Source organism: Burkholderia sp. LK4, from assembly GCF_001043615.1.
Classification (GTDB): Bacteria; Pseudomonadota; Gammaproteobacteria; order Burkholderiales; family Burkholderiaceae; genus Burkholderia; species Burkholderia cepacia.
On record NZ_LDUL01000076.1, the window covers coordinates 1 to 25,814 of the forward strand.

General features: G+C 67.9%; 25 protein-coding genes. 8 read left to right on the forward strand and 17 right to left on the reverse strand.

The window, feature by feature from the left end; genetic code table 11:
• Nucleotides 1-149: 149 nt before the first annotated feature.
• From VK92_RS32310 to VK92_RS32335, 6 genes are all read right to left on the reverse strand, one after another.
• On the reverse strand, nt 150-476 hold the full coding sequence (locus tag VK92_RS32310) for an antibiotic biosynthesis monooxygenase family protein (RefSeq protein WP_048021721.1): 327 nt from the start codon (nt 474-476) through the stop codon (nt 150-152).
• A 65-nt stretch (nt 477-541) separates the two neighbouring features.
• The gene (locus VK92_RS32315; protein WP_048021719.1) at nt 542-1,528 is read right to left on the reverse strand and encodes a YkgJ family cysteine cluster protein; all 987 of its coding nucleotides are present in this window, start codon (nt 1,526-1,528) and stop codon (nt 542-544) included.
• On the reverse strand, nt 1,522-2,349 hold the full coding sequence (locus VK92_RS32320) for a MetQ/NlpA family lipoprotein (RefSeq protein ID WP_122982966.1): 828 nt from the start codon (nt 2,347-2,349) through the stop codon (nt 1,522-1,524). The genes VK92_RS32315 and VK92_RS32320 overlap by 7 nt, the downstream gene beginning before the upstream one ends.
• On the reverse strand, nt 2,346-3,395 hold the full coding sequence (locus tag VK92_RS32325; RefSeq protein WP_048021717.1) for a formylglycine-generating enzyme family protein: 1,050 nt from the start codon (nt 3,393-3,395) through the stop codon (nt 2,346-2,348). Before VK92_RS32325 ends, VK92_RS32320 begins: the two co-directional genes overlap by 4 nt.
• A 15-nt stretch (nt 3,396-3,410) precedes the next feature.
• Nucleotides 3,411-5,369, reverse strand: a complete 1,959-nt coding sequence (locus VK92_RS32330) for an arylsulfatase (RefSeq protein WP_048021715.1) — start codon at nt 5,367-5,369, stop codon at nt 3,411-3,413.
• 217 nt (nt 5,370-5,586) lie between these two features.
• Nucleotides 5,587-6,306: an SDR family oxidoreductase gene (locus tag VK92_RS32335; protein WP_048021713.1), complete on the reverse strand. Its 720-nt coding sequence runs from the start codon at nt 6,304-6,306 to the stop codon at nt 5,587-5,589.
• A 460-nt stretch (nt 6,307-6,766) separates the two neighbouring features.
• Here VK92_RS32335 and VK92_RS39105 point away from each other — a divergent pair, with 460 nt between their 5' ends.
• The 6 genes from VK92_RS39105 (at nt 6,767) to csgH (ending at nt 11,275) form a co-directional block, all read left to right on the forward strand.
• Complete coding sequence (locus VK92_RS39105) at nt 6,767-7,372, forward strand: CsgE family curli-type amyloid fiber assembly protein (protein WP_082160817.1); 606 nt, start codon at nt 6,767-6,769, stop codon at nt 7,370-7,372.
• 46 nt (nt 7,373-7,418) lie between these two features.
• Nucleotides 7,419-7,841, forward strand: coding sequence for a curli assembly protein CsgF (locus VK92_RS32345; protein WP_225723295.1), 423 nt, complete (start codon nt 7,419-7,421; stop codon nt 7,839-7,841).
• Nucleotides 7,842-7,905: 64 nt separating this feature from the next.
• Entirely contained in the window at nt 7,906-8,805 is a 900-nt protein-coding gene (locus tag VK92_RS32350; RefSeq protein WP_042976486.1) for a CsgG/HfaB family protein, read from the forward strand.
• Nucleotides 8,806-8,834: 29 nt separating this feature from the next.
• Nucleotides 8,835-9,377, forward strand: a complete 543-nt coding sequence (locus VK92_RS39110; RefSeq protein ID WP_124467092.1) for a hypothetical protein — start codon at nt 8,835-8,837, stop codon at nt 9,375-9,377.
• 129 nt (nt 9,378-9,506) lie between these two features.
• The gene (locus VK92_RS32360; RefSeq protein ID WP_048021711.1) at nt 9,507-10,883 is read left to right on the forward strand and encodes a beta strand repeat-containing protein; all 1,377 of its coding nucleotides are present in this window, start codon (nt 9,507-9,509) and stop codon (nt 10,881-10,883) included.
• A gap of 71 nt (nt 10,884-10,954) precedes the next feature.
• Nucleotides 10,955-11,275, forward strand: coding sequence for a curli-like amyloid fiber formation chaperone CsgH (gene csgH, locus VK92_RS32365; protein WP_048021708.1), 321 nt, complete (start codon nt 10,955-10,957; stop codon nt 11,273-11,275).
• A 37-nt stretch (nt 11,276-11,312) separates the two neighbouring features.
• Here csgH and VK92_RS32370 read toward each other — a convergent pair whose 3' ends face one another.
• Nucleotides 11,313-12,224: a LysR family transcriptional regulator gene (locus tag VK92_RS32370; RefSeq protein ID WP_048021706.1), complete on the reverse strand. Its 912-nt coding sequence runs from the start codon at nt 12,222-12,224 to the stop codon at nt 11,313-11,315.
• Nucleotides 12,225-12,351: 127 nt separating this feature from the next.
• On the opposite strand from VK92_RS32370, the gene VK92_RS32375 reads away from it, so the two are divergent.
• Nucleotides 12,352-13,371, forward strand: coding sequence for a zinc-dependent alcohol dehydrogenase family protein (locus VK92_RS32375; protein ID WP_048021704.1), 1,020 nt, complete (start codon nt 12,352-12,354; stop codon nt 13,369-13,371).
• 49 nt (nt 13,372-13,420) lie between these two features.
• On the opposite strand, the gene VK92_RS32380 is transcribed toward VK92_RS32375, so the two are convergent.
• From VK92_RS32380 to VK92_RS32390, 3 genes are read right to left on the reverse strand one after another with little or no spacing between them, the layout of a single operon-like run.
• The gene (locus VK92_RS32380; RefSeq protein WP_048021702.1) at nt 13,421-14,605 is read right to left on the reverse strand and encodes a porin; all 1,185 of its coding nucleotides are present in this window, start codon (nt 14,603-14,605) and stop codon (nt 13,421-13,423) included.
• A 51-nt stretch (nt 14,606-14,656) separates the two neighbouring features.
• A complete protein-coding gene (locus VK92_RS32385; RefSeq protein ID WP_048021700.1) occupies nt 14,657-15,454 on the reverse strand; it encodes an ABC transporter substrate-binding protein in 798 nt (265 codons plus the stop codon).
• 50 nt (nt 15,455-15,504) lie between these two features.
• Nucleotides 15,505-16,638 (reverse strand): M20 aminoacylase family protein, encoded by a 1,134-nt coding sequence (locus VK92_RS32390; RefSeq protein WP_122982969.1) that lies wholly within the window; start codon nt 16,636-16,638, stop codon nt 15,505-15,507.
• A 184-nt stretch (nt 16,639-16,822) separates the two neighbouring features.
• Here VK92_RS32390 and VK92_RS32395 point away from each other — a divergent pair, with 184 nt between their 5' ends.
• Nucleotides 16,823-17,782, forward strand: coding sequence for a LysR substrate-binding domain-containing protein (locus tag VK92_RS32395; RefSeq protein ID WP_021161653.1), 960 nt, complete (start codon nt 16,823-16,825; stop codon nt 17,780-17,782).
• A gap of 73 nt (nt 17,783-17,855) precedes the next feature.
• On the opposite strand, the gene VK92_RS32400 is transcribed toward VK92_RS32395, so the two are convergent.
• The 7 genes from VK92_RS32400 to VK92_RS32430 form a co-directional block, all read right to left on the reverse strand.
• Nucleotides 17,856-20,168 carry a TonB-dependent receptor gene (locus VK92_RS32400; RefSeq protein ID WP_048021697.1) on the reverse strand — a complete coding sequence of 771 codons (2,313 nt, stop codon included), beginning with the start codon at nt 20,166-20,168 and terminating at the stop codon, nt 17,856-17,858.
• 212 nt (nt 20,169-20,380) lie between these two features.
• A complete protein-coding gene (locus VK92_RS32405) occupies nt 20,381-21,598 on the reverse strand; it encodes an MFS transporter (RefSeq protein WP_048021695.1) in 1,218 nt (405 codons plus the stop codon).
• Nucleotides 21,595-22,671: an ABC transporter substrate-binding protein gene (locus VK92_RS32410; RefSeq protein ID WP_053076249.1), complete on the reverse strand. Its 1,077-nt coding sequence runs from the start codon at nt 22,669-22,671 to the stop codon at nt 21,595-21,597. Before VK92_RS32410 ends, VK92_RS32405 begins: the two co-directional genes overlap by 4 nt.
• A gap of 34 nt (nt 22,672-22,705) precedes the next feature.
• Nucleotides 22,706-23,116, reverse strand: coding sequence for an ExbD/TolR family protein (locus VK92_RS32415; RefSeq protein ID WP_009694203.1), 411 nt, complete (start codon nt 23,114-23,116; stop codon nt 22,706-22,708).
• Complete coding sequence (locus VK92_RS32420; RefSeq protein WP_048021693.1) at nt 23,116-23,832, reverse strand: MotA/TolQ/ExbB proton channel family protein; 717 nt, start codon at nt 23,830-23,832, stop codon at nt 23,116-23,118. The genes VK92_RS32415 and VK92_RS32420 overlap by 1 nt, the downstream gene beginning before the upstream one ends.
• A gap of 41 nt (nt 23,833-23,873) precedes the next feature.
• Nucleotides 23,874-24,704, reverse strand: coding sequence for an energy transducer TonB (locus VK92_RS32425; protein ID WP_048021691.1), 831 nt, complete (start codon nt 24,702-24,704; stop codon nt 23,874-23,876).
• 33 nt (nt 24,705-24,737) lie between these two features.
• Nucleotides 24,738-25,784, reverse strand: a complete 1,047-nt coding sequence (locus tag VK92_RS32430; RefSeq protein WP_048021689.1) for an ABC transporter substrate-binding protein — start codon at nt 25,782-25,784, stop codon at nt 24,738-24,740.
• Nucleotides 25,785-25,814: the final 30 nt, after the last annotated feature.

The window sequence follows — 25,814 nt, forward strand, 5'->3', positions numbered from 1 at the left end:
ATCCGTAATTTCGCAACAGCTTCTTAGCCATGCTTGATGAAGAATTGATTGCACGCGATGCCGCGGCAACCCGCGCGCAAACGCGGGCTTCCGGATACGGTGCTCTTGTTATTCATCCGTAATGCGAAAGAAATGAATCAGACAGAAATTCACGCGGATAACCCTGCATGCGGCTGCATCAGCTTGCCGTCGCCGTACTCGCGCAGCACCTTCGAAATCACGACGCGATAGCCGTCCAGCCAGCGCGCCTGCTTCGCCTTTGCCTCGCGATGCGCCGGATGCTGCATCAACTGCTGCAGCGCTGCCTCCGACTCCCAGTAGTAGACGTTCTGGATCAACCCCGATTCGGCGTTCTCCCACGTCTCCTCGCCGAGATAACCGGGGGTCGCGCGCGCCATGTCGGCGATCTGCCGGTCGAGCCGGTGGAACTCGTCGTCGTATTGACCGGCACGGAAAATAAAGGTCGACGCGTACATGCCTGCTCCATCGAAAGCGATTGAAAGAGCGGCGATTGTAAGGCACGCACAGCGTGCCGCGATCGTCACGCGGCCAGCTGATCGGCACCGGCGTGGCCGGCGAGCCACGCGTCGATGCGCGGCGCGTCTTCACGCATGCCGGCCGTGGGCGCCGGCATCGCGGCCAGCGCGTGCCGTGCACGTTCGAGCGCCTCGCCGAAGCCGCGCAACTCGCGCGTCGCGGGGCGGTCGCCGGCATGCCGGCGTGCGAGTGCCGCGTCGATGTTCGCGGCGATCAATGCACGCTGAGCGTCGACGAAGTCGATGCACAGCGTGCGGCAATGCGCGGATATCGACGCAACGGCGAGCAGGACGGGCACGATCGACACGGTCAGGTAGCCGCCGGGTGCAAGCCGCGACAGCGCACGGTGTACCTCCTGCCCGCCGCCGGTCAACGATGCGAACACCGCGTCGCGCCACACCGCGCGCTCGAACACGAGCGCATCGCGATATGCATCGAGCGCCGCGCGGTCTGCGACCTGTCCGGCCGTCACCAGCGGAATCGGGAACGAAGCCGCGACGGGAGATTGCGGGCTCGTCGTTTCGACAATACAGTCCGCGCCAAGCCACGCCGCATCGTCGCGCCGCGCGGCCAGCACTCGGGACTGCAACCGGTCGGGCAGCATCGGATCAAGCGGCACCGCGCCGCAGATCGACGGCTTGTCCGCATGCACGCTGCAGCGGCCGTCGTCGGCCAGTGCCGCGCAACGGCCGAGCGACGGATAGTCGTAGCCCTGCAGCGTCAGCGCGATCCATTCGCTCCCCGCGCCGCCGGTGCGATGAAACAACTGCCCGGCCAGCGCATCAAAAGCCGCGACATCGTCGGCATCGAACGCGTGCTCGCGACCGCCCGCGCGCCAGCGCTCGCCGATCCGCCGCTTCGGCACGCGACCGATCGTCAACGCACCGACGAAGCGATGCCGATGCCGGAACAGTTCGCGCAACGACAGCGTCGGCGGGCTGTTGCAGCAGCGTCCGCATGCGTTGCACGCGAGCAGGTAGGTGTCTACCACGGCCGTCGCACCGAATCCTGGTAGCGCGTGAGAATGAAGCGCGCGACGTCGTCCGAGTGATAGGCGGCGACGAGCTGCGTGACCCACGGCTTCGCGCGATCGGCATCGCGCACCGTCAGCACGTTCGCATACGGCGAGCGCGCGTCCTCGAGGCTGATGCTGTCGCGCGCGGGTTGCAGCCCGGCACGCGCGGCATCGTCGCTGTCGATTGCAACGAACGCGGCCTTGTCGAGCGCGGCGTAAAGACGTTCGCGGCGCAGCGCGACGAGCTTCAGCCCGAGCCGGTTGCCGGTCACGTCACGAAGCGTCGCATGCAGGCCGGCCTGCTCGCGCAGCGTCACCAGCGTGTCGTTCTGCAGCAGCACGAGCGCACGCGCCATCCCGCGCGGATCGGCGGGAATCGCGACCGTCGCACCGGGTTGCAGTTCGTTCAGGTTCTTGAGCTTGCGCGAATAAAGCGCCATCGGCAGCGTGACGGTCGGCGCGATCCCGGTCAGGGCGTAGCGTTTCTGCACGCGCGTCGCGGCAAGCTGTTGCGCATCCTCGAAGCTGGCCGCGTCGATCCGGCCATCGGCCAGCGCCGCGTCGATGCGCGACGCATCGTCGAATTCGACGACGTCGATGCCGAATCCTCGTGACGCGGCGACCCGCTTCACTTCGTCGAGGATCTGCGCATGCACGCCGCGCGTCACGCCGACGCGGACGGCCGCCGCAGTCGCAGCAGTCGCTGCAGTCGATTCAGCGGCGATGGCCAAAGCCGGATGAACGCCCCCGCACGCGACCATCAGCCACGCGCCCAGGTAGTGCACGACGCGCTTCATGACGCATCCCTCAGAATCGTGCGAAACCCGATATGCGACGCGCCGAGATCGGCTTCCTGCTGTTCACGCGACGACGCGCGATAGCGCACGCAGTAATCGCGCGAGCAAAGGAACGAGCCTCCCTTGATGACCATCGGTGTATCGTGCCGACGCGTCGGCGGCGCGACGGCCGCCGTGTCGCCGTTGGTATGCGACTGGTGCGGGCCCGTATAGGCGTCCTTCGTCCACTCCCACGCATTGCCGATCATGTCGTAGAGCCGGAACCCGTTCGCCGCGTAGCAGCCGACGGGCGCGAGCCCCGCGTGGCCGTCCTCGGCCGTGTCGAGCACCGGGAACGCGCCCTGCCAGTAGTTCGCGGCCGGCTTGCCCTGCGCGTCGCGCGGCGCCGCGTCGAGCGACGCGTCGTCGCGGCCCGCCTTGCCCGCGTATTCCCATTCGGCCTCGGTCGGCAGGTCGCGGCCGAGCCAGCGCGCATACGCGAGCGCATCGCGCTGCGTGACGAGCGTGACGGGCAGGCTGCCGATCCCGTCGACGCCGCTGCCCGGCCCGCGCGGATGACGCCACGACGCGCCCTTCACCCACGACCACCACGCGAGGTCACGCGCGTTCATCTCGTCGCGCGTCGGCACATGGAACACGGCCGCCCCGCCCTGCTGCTCGGCCTCGGTAACGTAGCCGGTAGCCTGCACGAACGCGGCGAACTGCGCGATCGTCACGTCGGTCTGGTCGATCCAGAAGCCGCCGACACGCGTGCGGCCGTCGCCCACCGGGCGCTCGTCCGCGTAGCCGCGCGTGCTGCCGAACACGAACGCGCCGCCGCGCAGATGCACCATCCCGGCCTTCGGGTCGTCGCGCCACTTTGCCGGCAGCCCCGAGTAACGCTCGCACTGCCGCTCCGAGCCGAGCGGCGCGAGCGCGCGGCCGCGATTCGCGTCGTCGAATGCGTCGCCCCCCGGCGCGACGGGATTCGCATAACCGGCCGCGAACGCGGCGGCGAACAACGTGGCGGCCAGCGCCGCGCCGATCGTCCAGAACCGGAACCGCATCGTGTCGCCCCGGTATCAGTAGTAACCGCGCGGACGCAGCGGTTCGACGCCGCCGACGTTGCTCATGTAGGTCTTCCACTGGTCGACGAGCGTGCCGATCACCGACGGGTTCTGCGCCGACACGTCGGTCGTCTCGCCGCGATCCGACGCGAGGTCGTAAAGCTGCCAGTGTCCGTCGAGCGGCCCGAGCGGCGGTTCGGTCCACAGTGCCTTCCAGCGGCCGTCGGCGCTGCGCAGGTAGGCGCGCCCGTAGGCTTCGTCGCCGAACGGCGTCGTATGCACCTCGCCCGTCGCCGACCCCGTGAGCACCGGCAGCAGCGACTGGCCGGTGACCGGATACACGTAGCGGTTGTTGTAGACCACCTTGCCCTTGTTCTGGTCGACGCCCGTCAGCGTGTTGACGAGCGGCGGCGCCGGCTGCGAAGGCGGCGTGACGCCTGCGATCGCGAGGAACGTCGCCGTGTTGTCGGTCACGTGCGTGAACGCGCGCAGCGTCGGCAACTGCTGCGTCTGGCCCGGCAGGCGCACGATCGTCGGCGTCGATACGCCGCCTTCGGCCGAATACCCCTTCGTGAGCCGGAACGGCGACGCGCTCACCTCGGCCCAGCGCAGCCCGTACTGCAGGCGCTGCGCGTTCTGCTTGCCGTTGTCGGTGCCGAGGGTCGAGTAGACCGGCTCCTGCCCGTTCGCGGTGTCGGTCGCCGTCGGGTCCGCGCCCGAGTCGATCGGCCAGCCTTCCGCGCCGTTGTCCGACTGGAACATGATGAACGTGTTGTCGTATTCGCCGATGTCCTTCAGGTGCTGGATCAGGAGTCCGATGTTGTAGTCGAGGTTCTCGACCATCCCCGCATAGATCTCCATATAGCGCGCCTGCGCCCGGCGCTCGGCCGGCGACAGGCTCGACCACAGCTTGTCGACCTTGCCGGGGCCGTAGTCGCTGTAGCCGTCGGCGGCCGAATGCACCGCGCTGACGTATTTCGCATTCGCGGTGCCGTTGTTCGCGGTCGCGGGCGACGCCGCCGTCGTTTCGGGCAGGCCGTCGAACGGCTTGAAATCGGCGGGGATCAGGCCGAGCGCCTTCTGCCGCGCGATCCGCGCATTGCGGATCGCGTCGTAGCCGGCGTCGTACACGCCCGCGTACTTGTGCAGCCATGGTTCGGGCACCTGCAGCGGCCAGTGCGGCGATGTATACGCCGCGTACGCGAAGAACGGCTTGCCGTCGCGCTTGTTCGAATCGATGTACGAGATCAGCTTCTGCGTATAGAAATCGGTCGAATAGAACACGGCCGGGCTGCCGCCCGCACCGCCCGGCTGCCCGGGCTGGCCAGGCTGCACGTAACGGCCGTCTTCCGTGTAGTTCGACGAGCCGGCCGGCTCGTGCGCGAAGTGGTTGGTCGCCGCGCCGCCGAGCAGCACGTAGCTGCGCTCGAAGCCCCACTGATCCGGCGTCTGCCCGCTGCCCGTCGCGCTGCCGACGATCCCCGAGCCGATATGCCACTTGCCCGCGATGTACGTGTGGTAACCGGCATCCTTCAATAGTTGTGCGAACGACAGCGCACGATCGTTCAGGTAGCCCTCGTAGCCGGGCAACCCGCGCCGTTCGTCGGTCGGTACCCCCATCGTGCCTTCGCCGACCAGATGGTGATCGGTGCCGGACACCAGCATCGCGCGCGTGATCGCGCAGACGGTGCCCGTGTGATGGTTCGACAGGATGCGGCCCGACGCGACGAGCGCGTCGAGGTTCGGCGTGTTGATCTCGCCGCCGAATGCATGGATGTCGGAATAGCCGAGATCGTCGGCCATGATGTACAGGATGTTCGGGCGTTTCGCCGCCAGCGGTGGCGCGGGGTTCGTCGATGACGACGGCGGATCGCTGTCGACGCCGCCGCACGATGCGAGCGACAACGCGCCGGCAATCGCGGCGCAGACGACACGGAAACGAACAGCATGCAACGGCGAAGCGGACTTTTTCATCGTACTGGAACGCGCGATCTACGGGATCGGCGATCTTAGCGTCGCGCGCGCGGCCCCCAAAGTCCGATTCGTCACATGCTAACGGGGCGGCGGAATATGCGCGCAAACCGAATACCGGCCATCAGCACGCGCGTATGCATGCGCCCGCGCTGCGCGCCGAGGCCGGCCGCCGCCAGGCCGCGCGCGACGGCTCGGCTGCGCGGCGGCGCGTCGTACTTCAGCTGCGTCCGCCGAGACTACCGCCGCCGTCCACGGCCAGCACCTGCCCCGTGACGAAGCCGGCCTCGTCCGACAGGAAGAACGCGATCGCGGCCGCCACGTCGTCGGGCGTGCCGAGCCGGCGCGCGGGAATCGTCGCGAGCACCTTGCGTTCGGCTTCGCTGCCGACGGGCCGCGTCAGCCGGAACAGTTCCGTCTCGATCGGCCCCGGCGCCACCGCGTTGACGGTCACGCCATGCTCGGCCAGTTCGAGCGCCCACGTGCGCGTGCAGCCGACGAGCGCGCTCTTCGCGGCGGAATACGCGGTGCGATCGAGACTGCCGAAAATCGCCCGGCTGCAGATGTTGACGATGCGCCCGTGGCCGCGCGCCTTCATCGCGTCCGCAAAGTGCTGCGTGACCTGGATCGCGGCCCGCACGTTGAGATCGAACACGGTCTGCAGCGACCGGAAATCGATCTGCCCGAGCGGTTGCGGCATCACGATGCCCGCGTTGTTCACGATACCGTCGACAGCATGCTGTTCACCGATATGGGCAAGCGTTGCGGCCGTCTGTTCGATGTCGGCGAGATCGCACGCGCGCAATTCGCCGGGAAAGTCGATGCCCTGCACATTTCGCGCGAGGCCGATGACGTGATGACCGTGCCGTGCGAGCAAGGTACTGGCCGCGAGGCCGATGCCGCGCGTTGCGCCGGTGACGAGATAGGTGCGAGATGACATGCGTGCTCCCGAAGTCCGTTCACGTGAAGAGCGTGGAGAGAGGTTGCCGGAGTGGAGATCCGGAACCTGCGCTTTGGTCGGACGATTCTACGTGCGTAACGGACGTTACGTCGTGTCGTTACGAGCGTGTCCGTAGCAACACGTTACGTTTACCGCGCATCAGCTGCGCAAGGAATTTCCAAATCACGATTGGCACGATTTATCGTCTGATTTAATCGCAATACGTCGAATGAAAAAGAAAGATTGTTAATGAGATATCACATCCGCAAACGTTTTACGCGAATGAAATGCACATCAGAAAAATTAGACGAATAACGACTTTAAAATAAATTCCGTTTGAAACAGCGACAGGCATGCCTCTTGCTGACTCCCCCCACCATGTGCCGCGTTCGACCAGGAACGAATAACCCGAAAATCGGGCGCCGCCATATTTCGTACAAATGAATCCGGGGTCGGGGAAATGGAATCGAGCGCAAGCAGGCGATTTGCCTGGGGGGCCGTGACGTGCCTGTCGCTGTTCGCGACGGCACGCGCGCAGGCCCAGGACACCGTCGTCGCGCCGCCTTCCGCCGCGGCGAACGGCGGACATCCGATCGCGCCGCCTTCGACGCTGCTGAACGCCGAGCGGGTCCTCGAAGCACCGAAGCCCGCGCCCGGCGCGGGCCAGGCCGTTGCGCAGCCGGCGGCGGGCGCCACGGCGGCCGGCGCACGGGCGGCCGCCCGCCGCGCCCTTCCGGAAGATCAGCTCGGCGGCACGGTGACCACCGATGCCGTGACGCTCGCCGGCCGCGATTTCTATACCTACTTCTCGCAGACGTGGTCGGAAATCCCGCTGAGCGAGCGCTACATGGTCGCCATTCACGAACGCCCGTCCGGGCGTTACGGCAGCCTGATCTGGGTCGAATTCCAGCAGAAGCGCGTATTCCAGACCTTCCTGCCGATTGCGCGGGCCAACGTCAAGGCCGTGGCCGAAAGCGCCGCCAATATTTCCTTTCAAACCGTCATTCAGGACGATCTGTCGAATTTGCTGTTCCCCGATTCGGATCTGGCGAAAGACGAGATTTAGTCGATTAATCGAAAACAAGGGGTTAGGAGAAATGAATCGAAACGGATTGAGCTTGATCGCCCTGGTCGCGATGACCGCGGTTTCGCCTTGCACATGGTCGTCGACACTGGTTTATCAGCCGAACAACCCGAACTTCGGCGGCAACCCGGCAAACGGCCCCAACCTGCTCAACGAGGCGAATGCGCAGAACAAGCACACGGATCCGTCGCTGTCCGCGTACTCGTCACCGACTTCCACGTCGTCCCTCGACCAGTTCAATGCGCAGTTGCAGCAGGCGATCCTGTCGCGCGTCGCCAGCTCGGTGACGAACTCGATCGTCGGCACCAACGGCGACCTCAAGCCGGGAACGATCAGCACGGGCAATTTCACGATCGTCGTGAGTGCGGCCGGCAACGGCAACCTGCAAGTGACGACCACCGACAAGACGACGGGCGCGACGTCGACCTTCATCGTCAGCAACGGCCAATGAATCGAAAAAAACGACTGGGCGAATCATGAGAAAAAACGCTGAACGGGCACGCTTCGACACGGGGATGACACGGATCGCAACGATTGCAGCGCTGCTGCTGTCGCTGGCTGGCTGCGTCACGCGGCCGATGCCCGCGCTGAGCAATGCCACGCTGACACCGCCGACGCGCACCACGCGCGACCTCACGCATCTCCCGCCGCCGAAGGGCAAGATCGTCGCGGCCGTCTACGGCTTTCGCGACCTGACCGGGCAGTACAAGGCGTCGCCGGACAGCTCGTTTTCGTCGCAGGTCACGCAGGGCGGCGCGTCGTTCCTGGTCAAGGCGATGCGCGACTCCGGCTGGTTCACGCCGGTGGAACGCGAAAACCTGCAGGACCTCCTGACCGAACGCAAGATCATGCGCGCCACCGACGGCGCGGATGCGAAGAAGGCGCAGAACGATGCGATGGCGCCGCTCATGCCGGCAAACATCGTGCTCGAAGGCGGCATCGTCGGCTACGACACGAACGTCCGGACCGGCGGGGCCGGTGTCGCCTACCTCGGCATCAGCGGATCGATGCAATACCGGGTCGACCAGGTCACCGTCAACCTGCGCGCGATCGACATCCGCACGGGCCAGGTGCTCAACAGCGTCTCGACGACCAAGACCGTCTACTCGTATCAGGTCGACACGGGCGTCTATCGCTTCGTCGGCTTCAAGGACCTGCTGCAGGCGGAAGTCGGGCTGACCCGCAACGAACCCGCGCAGATCTGCGTCAACGAAGCGATCGAATCGGCGCTCACGCACCTGATCGTCCAGGGTGTCGCGAACCAGACCTGGGCGCTGAAGAACGACCAGGACTGGTACGACCCGACGATGCAGCGGTATCTGCAGGAAGACCGGCAATACGCGCAGGACATGGAGGACGCCAACACCGCGTACGACCCGCAGAAGATCGATCGTCCGGGCGCGTCCACTCATTAACCGGCATCAGGCCGGCCAGCGGAGAAAACATGATGAATCGACAGCGTGAGCGGAACGGGCGTGCCCGCGTGATGCGGCGGGTGCTCGCGACCGTGGCGGCAGCGGCGGCCATGCAGGCCGCGTCGGGCGCACCCGTGCCGCTCAGCGATCTCGGCCCGCCCGAACCCGCATTCGACTACAGCGGCAACATCGTCGCGGTCCGGCAGGACGGCGGCGGCAATGGCGCGTCGCTGGACCAGGCGGGCCACAACGGTGCGCTGATCCGGCAGGCCGGCGACGGCAACTCGATCGTCGCGCGGCAGACCGGTGCGCAGAACTGGGTCGCGGCTTCGCAGGCCGGCTTCGGCAACACGTTGAAGGCGACGCAGCGCGGCAACGGCAACACGTTGCAGGTGCAGCAGAACGGCGCCGGCAATTCGGTCGATTCGATGCAGGTCGGCACGTCGCTGTCGGCGCGCGTCACGCAGAACGGCAGCAACAACGCGGTGAACATCGTGCAAGGCGGCTCGAACACCGGCATCCAGGTGATTCAGAGCGGCCACGGTGCGCGCGCCACGGTGCTGACGCGGTAACGGTTACGCAGGTCGCAGGTGCTGTGCTTGAAGTGCAGAGGGGTGAGGCGTGAGAGCGTCCTCGAATGGCGGGGGTGCCGGCAAAGACCGACTTTTCCGGCAAATTTTCTTTCGAATCAGGAGCAACAAATGAAGGTGACCAAGTCTGCAATCGCAATCGCCGTGCTGATGCTCGCATCGGCCGCCGCACAGGCCGATTCATCGGGTAACACCGTGAGCATCGGGCAAACCGGCAACTACAACTCGGCAACCGTCGAACAGACGGCGACGACCGGGGATTCGGTGGCGATTAGCCAGTCGGCGTACGGCAACGATCCCCGCTACGGGTTCGTCGCCAACGTGACGACCCAGGGCGGTACCGACGATACGACCGTGATCAACCAGAACTCCTGGTGGGCGCAGCCGTACTCGAGCGTGAACGTGTCGCAAACGGGCTCGTCGCACGAGAAGAACTACGTGACGCAATCCGGCGGCGGCGATTTCTCGGCGACCATCACGCAGACGACGTCGGCGTACACGGGCGGCCCGCAATACGACGTCAACACGATCAACCAGTACAGCTACATCGACACCGCGTCGATCTCGCAGCAGGGCGGCGGCTGGAACACCGTGACGATCAACCAGGGCACGCCGAGCCAGACGGCGATCGGCAACAACGCGAGCGTGACGCAGACGGACACCATCGGCAACACCGTCGGCATCACGCAGACCGGCAACAACGGCACCGCGTCTGTCCAGACCTCCTGGGGCGGCGCGAACACGACGTCGATCACGCAAACGGGCGGCGCGACCAACGCCAACGTGACGCAGTTCGCGGAAGGTGGCGACAATGTCACGACGACCCAGAGCGGCACCGCAACCGCCAACGTGAATTCGTGGTTCGGCGGCGCCAACCTGACGACGATTTCGCAATCGGGTGGCGTGGCCGGCAGCACCGCGACGATCAACCAGATCCTGGCGAGCAGCAATACCACCTCGATCACGCAGACGGCGGACGGCAACAACGCCACGGTCAACCAGACGCTCGAGTTCGGCGACGCCGCGACGATCAACCAGTCGGCCGCCCAGAACACCGCGGCGATCTCGCAGCAGTTCGGCTTCGGCAACAGCGCGACCATCACGCAAACCGCCGCGAACAACCTGGCAACGATCACGCAAACCAGTTCGGCAGGCTCGACGGCATCCATCACGCAGAGCTCGGCGAACAACCAGGCGTACGTCGCGCAATCGGCGGCATCGGGGTCGCTGACGACGGTGAACCAGACGCTCGACATCGGCAACTACGCCAATGCGTCGCAGACGGGTGCGGATGACGTGCTGAGCCTTTCGCAGGCCGGCGGCTTCAACGTCATCAACGCGTCGCAAGTGTCCGGCACGGGTAACCTGGGCTACGTGACGCAGACCGGCTACAACAACAACGCCACGCTGGTGCAACAAGGCAACGCCAACTACGCGAGCATCAACCAGAACGGCTTCAACAACACCGTTTCGGTCAAGCAGCACTAAGCGCCGCCGGCGTAACGGAAAGGCCGGACGGATGCCCGTTCGGCCTTTTTTTCATTCGACAGGGGACGATCATGGTTGGCATTCACGATCTCAGCGCCTATTTCGACATCGCCGCCAGCGCCGGCGGCGTGAATATCGTGCCGCACGTGCGCGCGGCCGCACCGGTCGACGTGTCGTACAGCCTGCGCATCACCCGCACCGGCGGCGCGGGTTCGGCCTCGCTGACGCGCTCCGGCGAATCGCGGCTCGCGGGCGGCGAGGATCAGCCGCTCGCGACGCTGCGACTGAGCGTCGATTCGAGCGATATCTGCAAGGCGACGCTGGTTCTGCACGTCAACGGCGAGCAGGCGGAGTATTCGGTGGACTGCAATCCGCGTGGGGCGTCGAGTTGAGATCTTGCGGCGACCGCATGGCCGACCGCGTACCGCCTCACCCATCCGACGCGAGCATCTTCGGTATCTCGTCGACGAGCGCATCGATGACGACACGCACCTTCGACGGCACGTGGCGTGATGCCGGCCGCACCGCGAACACTTCGGCGCCCGACACGCTGTTGCTGTCCAGCACGAGCGCGAGGCGGCCGTCGCGCAGGTAAGGCGCCATCAGCCAGCAGGGGAGCCACGCGAGGCCCGCGCCGGCGGCGGCCGCATCCGCAATGGCCTGCAGGTCGTCGAGCCGCAGGCGCCCGGCCGGACGATGGTCGTGCACCGCGCCGTTCGCGCCGACTATCGGCCACGGCGTCGGCTGCCCGCCGCGCGAATACGCGATGCCGACGTGCGACGCGAGTTCGTCGAGCCCCGCCGGCCGGCCATGACGTTCGAGATACGCGGGCGATGCGCAGATGCCCATGCGCTGCACGCCGAGCTTGCGGCCGACGAGCGCGCTCGTATCGGCGAGCTCGCCGATGCGCACCGCGATGTCGAAGCCGTCGTTGACGAGGTCGGCCACGCGATCGCTGAACGACACGTCGATTTCGAGCCGCGGATGGCGCTCCACGAGGCGCCGCATGAGGGGCGCCACGCATTGCCGGCCGAACAGCACGGGCACGCTGATGCGCAGCCGCCCCGCCGGCTCGCGTTGGCCCGCGTCGAGCGCGGCCTCCGTCTCGCCGAGTTCGGCGAGCAGCCGCCGGCACTGTTCGTAATAGACGAGCCCCTCGTCGGTCAGGCCGAGCTGGCGTGTCGTGCGCTGCAGCAGCCGGGTGCCGAGACGGCGTTCGAGCCGCGCGACGACCTTCGCGACCGCCGAGCGCGTGACGCCGAGCCGCAGCGCGGCCGCCGCGAAGCTGCCCGAATCCACCACGTCGACAAATTCGGCAACGCCTCTGAGCCGCTCGTCCATGCCATTTCGCTCCGGTTGGGTAACAGGTTTGCGTCCATGCAGGCGACAGTCGTCGGCCGAATTATCGTCAATGCGTCCCTGCGCGCAACACTATGATAGTCCGCACTATCTCTAAAAAGGAGTCGACATGCACGCATGGCAAGTGAAACCGGGCGACGGTGTGGCCGGGCTTCGGCGCATCGACGCGACACGCCGCGCGGTCGGGCCGACCGACGTCGTCGTGAAGATCCATTCGGCCGGCCTGAACTATCGCGACCTGATGTTCGCGCGCGGCGACTATCTCGGCATCGGCAACGAAGCGCTGATTCCGGTTGCCGACGGCGCCGGCGAAGTCATCGAAACGGGCCGCGACGTCACGCGCTTCAAGCCCGGCGATCGCGTGATCAACACCTACTTCCCGAGCTGGATCGAAGGGCCGCCGACGCCGCAGAAAACCTCGGGATCGCCCGGCTCGCATTTCGACGGCGTGCTGGCCGAGCACTTCGTGTCCGCCGAAGCGGCGCTGGTCGCGATTCCCGCGCATCTGGACTACGACGAGGCGGCGACGCTGTCGTGCGCGGGCATCACCGCATGGAACGCGCTGTTCGCCGACGGCGGCCTGGGGCCCGGCGCCACCGTCGTGCTGCTCGGCACGGGCGGCGTGTCGATCGTCGCGCTGCAGCTCGCGCATGCCGCGGGGCTGCGCACCATCGTCACGTCGTCGAGCGACGCGAAGCTCGAACGCGCCCGCGCGCTCGGTGCGGACGCAACCATCAACTATCGCGCCACGCCCGAATGGCAACACGACGTGCTGCGGCTCACCGGCGGCGCGGGTGCGGATCTGGTCGTCGAAGTCGGCGGCAAGGATACGCTGCCGCGCTCGGTCGCCGCGACGAAGATGGGCGGCACCGTGTCGGTGATCGGCGGCCTCAGCAGCTTCGGCGGCCCCGAGCTCGGGCTGCTGTCGCTGATCGGCGGGATCCGGCGGCTGCAGGGGATCATGGTCGGCAGCCGCGCGATGCTCGACGACGTCGTGCGCCTCGTCGACGCGAAGCGGATCAAGCCGGTGGTCGATCGCGTGTTCGGCTTCGACGAAGCGCCGCAGGCGTATGCGTACCTGCAGTCGGGGCAGCACTTCGGCAAGGTCGTGATCCGCGTCGCGCAGTAAGCGCATCGGGGTGACGGGCAGCGGGCGGCTTCGCCCGCTGCATCCGGCGTCAGAACCTGTGACGGATCCCCGCGTGAATCATCAGTTGCTTCGAGGTCGACGACAGGTCCGCCGCGCCGGGAACATAGGCCTGGTCAAGCGACGAGCCCGTCGCGTCGCCCGCGATCCGCTGGCAGGCGCCCATCAGGTATACGTCCGTGCGCTTCGACAGCGTGTAGTCGGCCATCAGCCCGAGCGAATGGATCTTCGGCTTCGCGGTGCCCGTCGTCGCGTCGTAGCGCACCGTCGTGTACACGTACTGCGCCCCGACGAACAGCGCGGGCGTGAACTGGTACTTGCCGTTCACTTCGAAGTTCCGGTACTTGATCGACGTCACCGTGCCGCCTGCGAGCGGGCCGGTCACGGGCTCGATCGTTTCGTCGCCGAACAGGTAACCGACGTTCGCGGTCGGCCGCGTGACGTTGCTGTTCGTGTACGCGAACCCGACCGTCGCGCGCCCCGCCGTGTAGTTGATGCCCGCACCGAAGATCCGCAGCCGCGCCGACGCGAAGTTCGCATCGGCGCCGACCGCTCCCGAGCCCCCGATCGCGCCGCCCGGCGTCGCACCCGGGTTGTCCGCATTCAGGAAGGCCGCGCCGACGAGCCACCCGCCCTGCTCGTACTGCGCGCCGACGCTCCACTGCCGGTTGTTCGCAAAGCCCGTGTCGTTACTGAAGCTGTACGTGCCGCCGAACGAGAAGCCGGCGAAATCCGGGCTCGCATACTTGACCGTGTTGTTCACCCGAAACGTATTGCCGGTGTTGTCGTTGTCGAGCGGATGCGAGAACGGATAGACGCCCCAACTGCCGTTCGCGGTGGTCGGCGCGAGATAGTCGACCACCGCATCGTATTGCCGGCCGAGCGTCAGCGTGCCGAACCGCGCGCTGCCGAGGCCGACGTACGCCTGCCGCCCGAACATGCGGCCGCCCTGCGCGAGCGTGCCGCTGTTCACGTTGAAGCCGTTCTCGATCTGGAACAGCGCGCTGTAGCCGCCCCCCAGGTCCTCGCTGCCCTTCAGCCCCCAGCGGCTGCCCTGCGCGAAGCCGCTCGCCATCTGCCACGCGCCATGGCCGCCGACATTGTTCGTGTAGTCGATGCCCGCATCGACGAGGCCGTACAGCGTGACGCTGCCTTGCGCGAACGCGGGCGCGGCGCACAGTGCCGGCATCGCGACGAAAATCAGTCTCCAGTTCATCCGTCATCCTTATTTGTTTTGTCGTTACCGCGCCAGACATGGCGCCACCGCTTACTTCGTGCCGTAGATGTCGAAGTCGAAATACTTCCGGTTGATCCGCTGGTACGTGCCATTCGCGAGGATCGTCGCGAGCGCGCGGTTGAAGGCGTCGCGCAGGTCGTTGTCCTGCTTGCGCAGCCCGAGCCCGTCGCCCTGCCCGAAATACTTCACGTCGTCGATCGCCGCGCCGACGAACGCGAAATCCTTGCCCTGCGGCTTCTTCAGGAAACCGTCGCTCGCCGCGATCGATGCCTGGAACGCCGCGTCGAGCCGGCCCGTCACGAGATCGGCATAGACCTGGTCCTGGTTCGGGTACGACACGATCTGCGCGCCGGCCGGCTGCCAGTTCGCGATCGCATAGTCGGCCTGCGTGGAGCCCTGCTCGACGCCCACACGCTTGCCCTTCAGCGCGCCGGCCGTCGGCAGCAGCGGCGAACCCTTGCGCGCGACGAGGCGCGCCGGCGCGTTCGAGATCCGGTTCGTGAAGGCGATCTGCTGCTGCCGCTTCGGCGTAATCGTCATCGACGACGCGATGACGTCGAACTTGCGCGCGAGCAGCCCCGGAATCATCCCGTCGAAACTCGATTCGACCCACACGCAGCGCGCATGCAGCTCCGCGCACAACGCATTCGTGATGTCGATCCCGAAGCCCGTCAGCGTGCCGTCGGGCAGCTTGTACTCGAGCGGCGGGTAAGTCGGATCGACCGCGAGGCGAATCTCCCTGCCCGCCCAGTCACCCGCATGCGCCGCCCCCGCCGCCAGCGCCGCCGCGAGCGCCGCCACCCGTTTCCATTGCTTCCACTGCTTCATTGCCAGTCTCCTTCCTCGTGTGAATCGTCAGTCAAGATCATGCGGTTGCGTCACGCGAGATAACGCTCCGCCAGCGCAATCCAGTAGCTCGCGCCGATGGCGAGGCACGCGTCGTTGAAGTCGTAGCCGGGATGGTGCAGCCCGCATCCGGCGCCGCCTTCGCCATTGCCTTCGCCGTTGCCGATCGACAGGTAGCTGCCGGGGCAAGCGTTCAGCATGAACGCGAAGTCCTCGCTTGCCGCGATCGGCCGCAGATGAGGGATCAGCGCGCCGTCACCGCCCCATTCGCGGGCGACGTCGCGCGCAAAGGCGGTTTCCGCCGCGTGATTGACGAGCACCGGATAGTCGTGGCGGTAATCGATCTCGGCCGTCGCGCCGTAGCTCGCGGCCTGCCCGTGCACGATCTCGCGAATGCGCCGTTCGAGCAGCGCGCGCACGTCCGGCGACAGCGCGCGCACGCTCAGTGCCAGATCCGCGTGCGGCGGGATCACGTTCGACGCGGTGCCCGCATGGATCGAGCCGGCCGTCACGATCGCCAGGTCCTGCGGGTTCACGTTGCGCGACACGACGGTCTGCAGCGCCATCACGATCGACGCGCAGACGACCACCGGGTCGATCGTCGTATGCGGCGCCGCGCCATGCCCGCCGCGCCCGGTCACGCGCACGCGCACCTCGTCGGCCGATGCCATCGCCGGGCCGTCGCAGAAGCCGAGCACGCCGGCCGGCAGGCCCGGCACGTTGTGCATCGCGAACACCGCATCGCACGGAAACTGCTCGAACAGCCCGTCGTCGATCATCCGCTTCGCGCCGCCGAGCCCTTCCTCGGCCGGCTGGAAAATCAGGTTCAGCGTGCCCGTGAAGCGGGCGCGCTCGGCCAGGCACCGCGCCGCCGCCAGCAGCATCGCCGTATGGCCGTCGTGGCCGCATGCGTGCATCACGCCGTCGCACCGGCTCGCATGCGGCAGCCCGGTCGCCTCGCGGATCGGCAGCGCGTCCATGTCGGCGCGCAGCCCGAGCCGCTTCCCGGCGCCTCGGGTCAACGTGCCGACCACGCCCGTGCCGCCGAGCCCGCGCGTTACCCGATAACCCCACGTTGTCAGGAAGCGGGCCACGAGGTCGCTCGTCGCATGTTCCTCGAAGCCGAGCTCCGGATGCGCGTGCAGCCGTCGGCGCAGCGCGATCATCTCCGTCTCGATGGCCGCCAATTCCGGCTGGACTGGTGTGTGGTTCAACCCCGATTCTCCTCGATGTACACCGGTTGCCGATCGCCCGAATGACCGATCGTGGCCGCATCGTAGGCAGCGAAAATCCCGGCGAACAGCCGCGGTTTCGTTATGATGACAACCTTTCGTTGTCGGGTATCACGCCATGGGTACGATCAGGCTGCATCAGCTTCAGGCGCTCGTCGCGAGCGCGGAGGCCGGGAGCATCCGCGGCGCGGCGCGCACGCTCGGGCTGTCGCAGGCGGCCGTCACGCGCGCGCTGCGCGAGCTGGAGGCCGGCGAGCGCCTGCCGCTGCTCGTGCGCGCGCCGGAAGGGATCGGCTTCACGGAATACGGCAAGACGCTGCTCACGCACGCGAAGCTCGTGCTGAAGCAGCTCGAACATGCGCAGAGCGATCTCGAACGCATGCGCGGCCGCATCGAGGGCCGGCTGAGCATCGGCGTGACGCCGTGGCTCACGAAGACGTTCCTGGCGGAAACGGTGCTGCGCTTTCGCGAGCGGATGCCCGACGTGCGCCTCGAACTCTACGAGGCGCTGATGGCCGTCGCGCAGCCGCTGTTGCGCGACGGCAGCATGGATTTCGCGCTCGGGCACGTGCAACCGGGCGGCACGCAGGAATTCGCGTTCGAGCCGATGCTGCGCTACGAGACATCGGTGATGGTGCGCGCCGGCCATCCGCGCGAACACGCGCGATCGATCCACGACCTGCTCGAGAACGACTGGGTGCTGAATTTCGCGGCCGACGGGCAGGCCGCGCTCGTCGACTACCTGTTCACGCGCCACGGTGCCGACATCGACGAACGGCGCATCGTCCGCGCGCAGTCGGCCGCGATGCTGCAGACGATGCTCGAACAGGCCGACATGTGCACGTGGTGCCCGACGATTCTCGCTGCGGTGCCGCCGTTCGGCGAACGGATGCGCGCGTTGCAGCTGAAGGAGACTTTCGAGCCGCGCGACCTCGGGATCGTCACGCGGCGCAGCAGCACGCTGAGCGACGCGGCGCGCTGCTTCATCGAGTGCCTGCTGCACGTGATCCGCCGCCATGCGCGGTCGGCACGCAAGGCGGATCTCGCGCTGTTCAGGACGCTGTCGCTGCTGGTCTGACGCGCGGCGAACACGGGCGGGCCGCCGCGTCGCCGCGTGCGCGGCGTGGCCGTGCCCGTGCCCGTCCCGCCCGTCAGATTTTCGCGGTCAGTGTGATCCCGACCGTGCGCGGATCGCCGTACAGCACCGGATACGCGCCATACGACGGCAGCAGCTCGAGCTTCTTGTAGACCTTGTTGGTCAGGTTCGTCACGTAACCCGTCACGATGTACTTCTGGTTCGGCGTCGTGTAGGAAACGTGCGCGTTCAGCACCGTGTAGCCGCCCTGCCAGAGCTGCGGCATCGTCTGCCGGGTCGCGCTGAAGTATTCGCGGCTGCGGTAGTTCACGTCACCGCCGGCCGTCAGCGTGCCGAACGACACCGGTACGCGATAGTCGAAGCCCGCATTGATCGTCGTATGCGGCGAGCGCGCGAACGAGTTGCCGACGGCGGTCGGCACGTAGCGGAACTCCGTGTAGCGCGTGTTCAGCATCCCGAGGTTCGCGAACAGGTAGAGGCTGTTGACCGGCTGTGCCTTCAGCTCCAGTTCGAAGCCGTCCGCGCGCCCCTGCCCCGCATTCGACAGCGTCGACACCGGCGGGCCGCCGAACGGGTTCGGCGCGAGCGCGAACACCTGGATGTCGCGATAGTCGTAGTGGAACACGCTCGCGTTGACGATCAGCCGCTTGTCGAACCACTCGCTCTTGATGCCGACTTCATAGTCGGTCAGGTACTCCGGCGACACGGTCGACACCGTGCTCTGCGTATACGCGTTGCCGTTGTAGCCGCCCGAACGGAAGCCGCGCGCATAGCGGAAGTACGCACGCACGTTGCTGCTGAGCGCGTATTCGGGCGTGAGGTCCCAGGTCGGCGCGCGCCACGTGTTCGTCTGGTTCTGCCGCGCGCTGACCGCCAGCGGCGACGACACCGACGACGGCTCCCACCAGCTGCCCGGATTGCCGAACGTCACGTTGCCGGTGCCCTGCAGCCCGGTCAGGTTGATGTTCTTGCGCTCGATCGTGTAACGCAGCCCGCCCGTCACGTTGAAGCGGTCGGTAAACCGGTACTTCACGCTGCCGAAGATCGCCGCGCTCTGCGTGTGCTGCGTGAGGTCGGTCAGGTGGTAGAACGCGGGTGACGGCGAACCCGGCAAGCCGCCGCCGGCGCCCTGCTCGGCCAGTTGCTCGGTGAACAGGTGCGTGCCGACGAGCCAGCTCAGCCGGTCGTTCTGCGGCGATTCGAGCCGGAATTCCTGCGAGAACTGGCGGCTCGACAGGTGGTCGTGCGAGCGTGCGGCGTCGAACGCCGAATAATCCTCGTCGTCCTGGTACCAGCGGTGCAGCCCTTCGAACGCGGTGATCGACGTGAGCGTGACCGCCGGGTTGATGCGCCAGTGCGCGGTGAGCGACGTGCCCCAGGTCGAGATGTGATCGCTCGACGGCGCGTTGAGCGACACCGTGTACGGATCGCTCGAGCCGACGAAGCCGAACTGGTTCGCACCGCCCGGCCCCGCGCCTTGCGCGTGCCACGCATTGCCGCCGCCCGTGTAGTTGCGGCCGTGGATGTTGAACAGGAAGTTGGTGTCCGACGTGGGCACGGCGAGCACCTGGAAGCGCACCGCGTTGTCGTGGAAGCCGCCGAAGCGCCCTTGCTGAACCGTATTCGTGTAGAAGCTGTCGGCGTTCTCGTGATACACCGACACGCGCGCGGCCAGCACGTCGTTCTTGCCGATCGGCCCGCCGATCGCGGCCTCCGCGAGCCGGCTGTTGTACTGGCCGAGCCCGATCTTGCCGTAGCCGCTCACGTCGAAGGTCGGCTTCTGCGACGTGATGCTGAGCGCGCCGCCGACCGTGTTCTTGCCCCACAGCGTGCCCTGCGGGCCGCGCAGCACTTCGATGCGATCGAGGTCGAACAGCGGGAAGCCCTGCCCGAACACGCTGTTGATGTACACGTCGTCGAAGTACACGCCGATCGGGCTCAGCGACAGGTCCGACGGATCGTTGCTGCCGACGCCGCGCAGGAACCAGCGCGGCCGCTCGCGGCCCTCGGTCGATTGCCCGGTAAAGTTCGGCACGTACTTCGTCACGTCGTTGACCACGCGCAGCTCGTTGTTCCTGATCGCGTCGCCGCTCAGCGCGCTCACCGCGACCGGCACGTCCTGGATGCTCTCCTTGCGCCGGCGCGCGGTCACGGTGACCGTGCCGAGGTTCGTTTCGCGGATGGCCGTGCCGCGGGTCGCACGGGCCGCCGTCGGTGCAGCCGCGGCGGCATCGTCCGTGCCCGGTTGTGCCGGCTTCGCGTCCGGTGCCGCCGTCACCGCACCCTCTTCCGCCCACGCGGGCAACGATACGGCTCCGCCCGTCAGCAGTCCCCCCAGCGCGGTGACGATTAGTTTTTTCCTGAACATCGATGAGTCATCCTGTTTGATCGGTTGAACGCACGTGCGTGCGCGACGCACGGGTTCCCTGTTGCAATTCGGATGCCAGCCTCGAGAGGCCCGTCGTATCGGGCTTCCGGCAGGTATGCGGTGTGCGCGTTGCTGCATGCGCATCTGTGAACGGAAGCAAACTGCTTGTCACGCAACACTGCCGGATCGCGCGACACGCGCTCCGACGGTCGTCAGGAGAGCTTTGCAGTCACGGGCTGCGACGCATCGCGCCTCGCATGTGCGACGCGCAACGCGCACGCCACCAGCACGACGACGGGCAGCCAGCACAGAAACACGGCCTGCAACCCGACGGCCGGCACGAGCGCACTGCCGGCCAGCGGGCCGCAGAACGCGCCCGTCATCGACGCGAGGTTGTAGAGGCTCGACACCTGGCTCTTGTCCGCCGGGTGACGGCCGAGGCGCTGCATGTTGACGAGATGCAGCAGCGACGACCCGGCGCACAGCACGGCGAGCCCCGCGCCGACGATCCACGCGTCTCGGGCGAGCCCGAGCGCGAGCAGGCCGGCCACGGCGCCGGCCAGGCTGAGCCCGTGGCAACGGCGGGCGCTCAGCCGCTGCGCGGCATGGCCGAGCCCGAACAGCGCGATCACCGCGACCACGCCCTGCAACGTCAGCAGCGCGACGGCGTGCGCCTGGGACAACCCGAGCGACTGGATCGCGAGCACGACCGTATACGCGCCGGCAAGCGAACGCGTCGCACTGTTCACGGCCTCCAGCACGAGTTGCTCGCGCACGTCGTGATTCCATGCGAGCGCCAGCAACGCGCGCAGGCCGCCGGTTTCCGGTCGGGCGCCGCGCGGCGCAGCTTCGGCGTCGCCGAGCAGCGTCCGGCTGAACAGCGCCATGCCCGCGAAGCTCGCCGACGCCGCGCAGAACGTCGCGACCGCGCCATGCGCGCCGATCAGCCAGCTCGCGAGCCACGGCCCGACCATGCCGGTTCCGACCGACATCGCCGCGCGGTACCAGCCGGCGCGCGCGAGCCCGATCTGCGCGAGACGCGCGAGAAACACGCCGTTGATGGACACGATCCGGAACGGGATGCACAGCCCGATCAGCACTTGCGTGAGCGCGATCAGCGGCCATGCGCCGGTAAACGGCACGACGAGGTTGAGCAGCATCGGCCCCATGCTCGCGGCGAAGTACACGCGCCGCGCGCCGTAGCGTGCGACGAGCAGCCCGGCCGGCAGCGTCATCAGCGCGATGCCGAGCGGCTCCATCGCGGCGATGATGCCGAGCCGCGCGCTGTCGACGCCGAGCGCGAGCGCATACAGCGTCGTCGCGAGCTGCGCCATGCTGATCGTCGTGCCGCTCGCGAGCGCCAGCAGCATGAAGCCGCCGGTGAAGCGCTCGCGCCGCCATGCGTCGGCGACGCGTGCCGGCGCGCTCACCGCGCGGCGTCGCGAGACAGCGGTGCGATGCCGTCGAGCGCGCGCCGGTCGATCCACGCGCGCACGTCGAAATCCGCAGGCAGGAACCGCCATTCGACGAGGAAGCGCTTGAAATCGTCGAGCGCGGCAATCGACGCTTCGTCGAGATCCGTGCACAGCCGCCGGTGCACGTCGGTGCCGTACGCGAGCCGCAGCCAGTCATGGCCCGATCCCGTCTCGCGGCCGAGATAGCCGAGCACTTCCTGCTCGTGCTCGCGCGCCCAGCCTTCGACGTCGGTCACGCGCGCGAGGAAGCGGCGAACGATGTCGGGATGGCGTTCGAGCGTCGACGCATTGACGGTCAGCGGCCGAGGCGAGCCGTTGTTGATGCGGATCTGCGGATCGGGATGAAAGCCGATGTCGACGACCGGCTGCGCGCCGATCAGGTGCGCGGTCTCGAGCCCGAGCGAACCCTTCACGTAGATCGCATCGACCTCGCCGCGCACGAGCGCGGCCGCTTCGGCCGCATAAAGGCGCCGGCTGGACAGGCTCGACGGATGGCTGAATGCCGCGTCGCGCGTCAGCGGCGTCGACACGGGCGCGCGCAGGTTCGACGCGGGCACGTCGACCCATTCGACGTCGGCGGGGCCGAGCCCGTCGAGCGACAGCGCGCTGACGAAGCCGCGCAGCGCCGCCGCGCGGAAGATGTCGATACGTTCGCCGTCGCGGCGCGGCAGCCCGATGCGACGCCCGCGCAGGTCCCTCGGCCGCTTCAGGCTGGTTTCCGGCAACGCGACGATCGCCTGCGCCTCGTCGACCCAGGTCAGCGCGACCACCCGGGTATCGGCGCCGGAGGCGCGTGCCCACAGCGCGGGAATGCTGCCGCCCTGCCGGAACGTGTTGTCGAGCGAATGATCGACGTGCGCGCGATGCAGCGCCGCGTGCTGGTTCTCCTGCAGCGCGCGGACGGTGATGCCGTCGCCGGCGAACTCGCTGTCGAGCCAGCCGAGATGCGCGGCGATGCCGAGCGGCGTCGGCACCGGACAGCGCGTGTACCAGATCGACTGGACGTGATGGGAAGCCGTGATGCTCATGGATGCGTTCGGAAAAGGAGTCGTGAACCGCGCATCAGCCGCGCGGCGCGGTGAGCACCGACAGCCGCGTGATGCCCGCATGCTCGATCGCGGCCATCAGCTTCGCGACGGTGCCGTACGGCACATGCTCGTCGGCCTGCAGGTCGAGCGCGACGTCGGGCCGGCCGGCCTTCAGCGCGGCGAGCTCGGCCGGCACCGCGGCGAGCGCGACCGCGCGCTTGTCGAGATACACGACGCCCTTGTCGTCGACGCTCACGGTGACGTTCGGCTTGCGGTCGGCCGGCGCCGTGGCGACGGTGTTCGGCAGGTTCACGTGCACCGCGTTGTTGAGCAGCGGCGCCGTGACGATGAACGCGACGAGCAGCACGAGCATCACGTCGACGAGCGGCGTGATGTTGATTTCACTGAGCACGTCGTCGTTGTCGGAAGAGGACGAGAAGGCCATTATGCGAACGCCTCCTGACGAGCGCCGTCGGCACGGCGTGCCGGCGCGGGCGCGGTGGCGGCGGCCGGCACGCGGAAACCGGCCTTCTGTGCGAGCGTGACGAAATCGGTTGCGAACGCATCGAGATCGGCCGACGCGGCCTTCACGCGGCGCACGAAGAAGTTGTACGCGAGCACGGCCGGCACCGCGACCGCGATGCCGATCCCGGTCGCGACCAGCGCCTCGCCGATCGGCCCGGCGACCACATCGATGCTCGCCGACGCACTGTGCGTGATCGCGGTCAGCGCGTGGATGATGCCGAACACGGTGCCGAACAGGCCGACGAACGGCGCGGTGCTGCCGATCGACGCGAGCACGGCGAGCCCCGCTTCCGCGCGCCGGCGCGCGTTGTGGATCTGCTGGCGCAGATGGCGTTCGAGCAGGTCGTGGCGGCTCCAGCTGTGTTCGAGATCGTGCGCGCTGCTGTCGTCGGCGCGGCGCAGCGCGTCGAACCCCGTCGCGGCGAGTTCGCCCACGGGACTGTCGGCGCCGTCGAGCGCGGCCGCCTCGTGGAAACTGTTCGCGGCCCAGAACGCGCGCGTGTAACGACGGTTGCGTGCGCTCGCACGCAGGCTCTGGATCGTCTTCACGACGATCAGCGTCCACGTGACGACGGAGAAGGCGACGAGCAGCCAGAGCGCACCCTGGACGATGAAGGTGGTCGGGATACCGTTCATGATGAGAGTTCCTTGAAAAATGTGGCGGGCCGCCCGGTCGGTCAGCCCAGCTTGAAATCGATCGGCACGTTGACCCAGCCGTCGACCGCTTCGTCGCCGCGCTTCGCGGGCACGAACGTCCAGCGCTTCACGGCGGCCACCGCCGCGTTGTCGAGCACGCGGCGGCCGCTGCTCGTGCGGACGTCGACGGAATCGGGCGTGCCGTTCGCGAGCACGTGCACACGCAGCACGACGCGCCCTTCCCAGCCCTGGTCCTGCGCAAAGGCCGGGTAGTCGGGCGCCGGGTTGCGCAGGTAGGCCGCGTCGCCGATCGGCGCGGTTTCACGCACGGGCGCTGCCGGCGCGGCGGGTGCGGGAGACGGTGCGGCCTGTGCGGCAGCGGCCGGTGCCGCCGGCGCCGGCGCCGCCTCGCGCGTGACAGGCTGCGCGGCAGCCGGCGCAGGCGCCGGATGCGCGACGGCCGCACGCGGCTTCGGCGGGGTCGGCGCCTGCTTCAGCGGCTGCTGCGGCTTCGGCGGCACCGGTGGCGGCGGATGCGCGGCCTGCGGCAACGGTTCAGGCGGGCGCGTCAGCTCGACCGTCATCGGCAGCGGCCGCGGCGGCTGCACGGGCTGTACGGGCGGCGCGGCGGGCGGGCGCGCGGCCAGCAGCGCGACGCCCGCATGCAGCGCCGCTACGGCGAGTGCAATCGCACCCGTGACGCGCCACCGGCCCGGCTTCGCCGCGCGCGCCTCCGGCCGTGCGGCAGGCGAAGCCGACGGCGGCCATGCGGCAGCCACCACAGCGGCCACACCCGCGCCCGTGCGCGGCGCCGCGCGTGCCGCATGCCGACGCGCCGGCGGCACGCCGTATTCGATCGTCAGACCTGTCATGCTCGACTCCTTGCAATGACGCGCCGCGGCGCACTACGCGACCCACGCATGGCGTTGCCGGTCGATGCGCGTGAACGGCGCCGGGTCGATCCATGCGCGCGCATCGAAATCCTGTTCGAGAAAGCCCCACCCGACGAGGAAGTCCTTGAACGCGACCAGCCCGTCGATCGATGTCTGCGCGAGCCCCGTCTCCAGATGGCGGTGCACGTCCGCGCCGTACGCATAGCGCACCCATTCGTCGGACGCACGCGTTTCGCGGCCGATATAGGCCACCGTCTCCGCCGGATGACGCGCGGCCCAGTCGCCCGCGCCCACCACGACCGACAGGAAGCGGCTGACGAGATCGGGGCGCGCGTCGATCAGTGCGCGATCGACCGTCAGCGTGCGCGGCGTGCCGTTGCCGATCCGCACCAGCGGATCGGGGTGCGCGCCGAGATCGATGACCACCTCCGCGTCGATCAGGTGCACGGTTTCGAGCCCTTCGACGCCTTTCACGAACACCGCGTCGACCTCGCCGCGCACGAGCGCCGCAATCTCGATCCCGTACTCGTGCGGACCGCGTGTGAACGATGCCGGCCCGGTGTGGCGTTCGCGTTCGTCGGGCAGGTCGACCCATTCGGCGTCGCCGTGCCCGAGCCCTTCCAGTTCGAGCGCGCTCAGGAAGCCTTTCAGCGCGGCCGCGCGCCAGAAGTCGATGCTGATCGGATGGCGCGGCAACCCGAGCCGCCGGCCGCGCAGATCGCGCACGGTGCGGATACCGCGCTCGGGCAGCGTGACAATCGCCTGGAACTCGTTGGTCCACGACAGGCCGATCACGCGCGTATCGGCGCCGCGTGCCCGCGCCCACAGCGCCGGAATGTTGCCGCCCTGCCGGAACGAGGACGGGAGGCTGTGATCGAAGTGCGATTCGCGCTTGCCGGCGTCGGCCGTTTCCTGCAGCGAATGCAGCGCGATGCCGTCCGGCCCGAACTCCTCGTCGAACCAGCCGCGGTGCACGGCGATGCCGAGCGCGGTCGGCACCGGGCAGCGCGTGTACCAGAGTGCGTCGCGGGCCGTGGCCTGCGCAGCGAGTGTCGTCATGGTGAATGTCCTTGTCGTTGGAATGCGGGG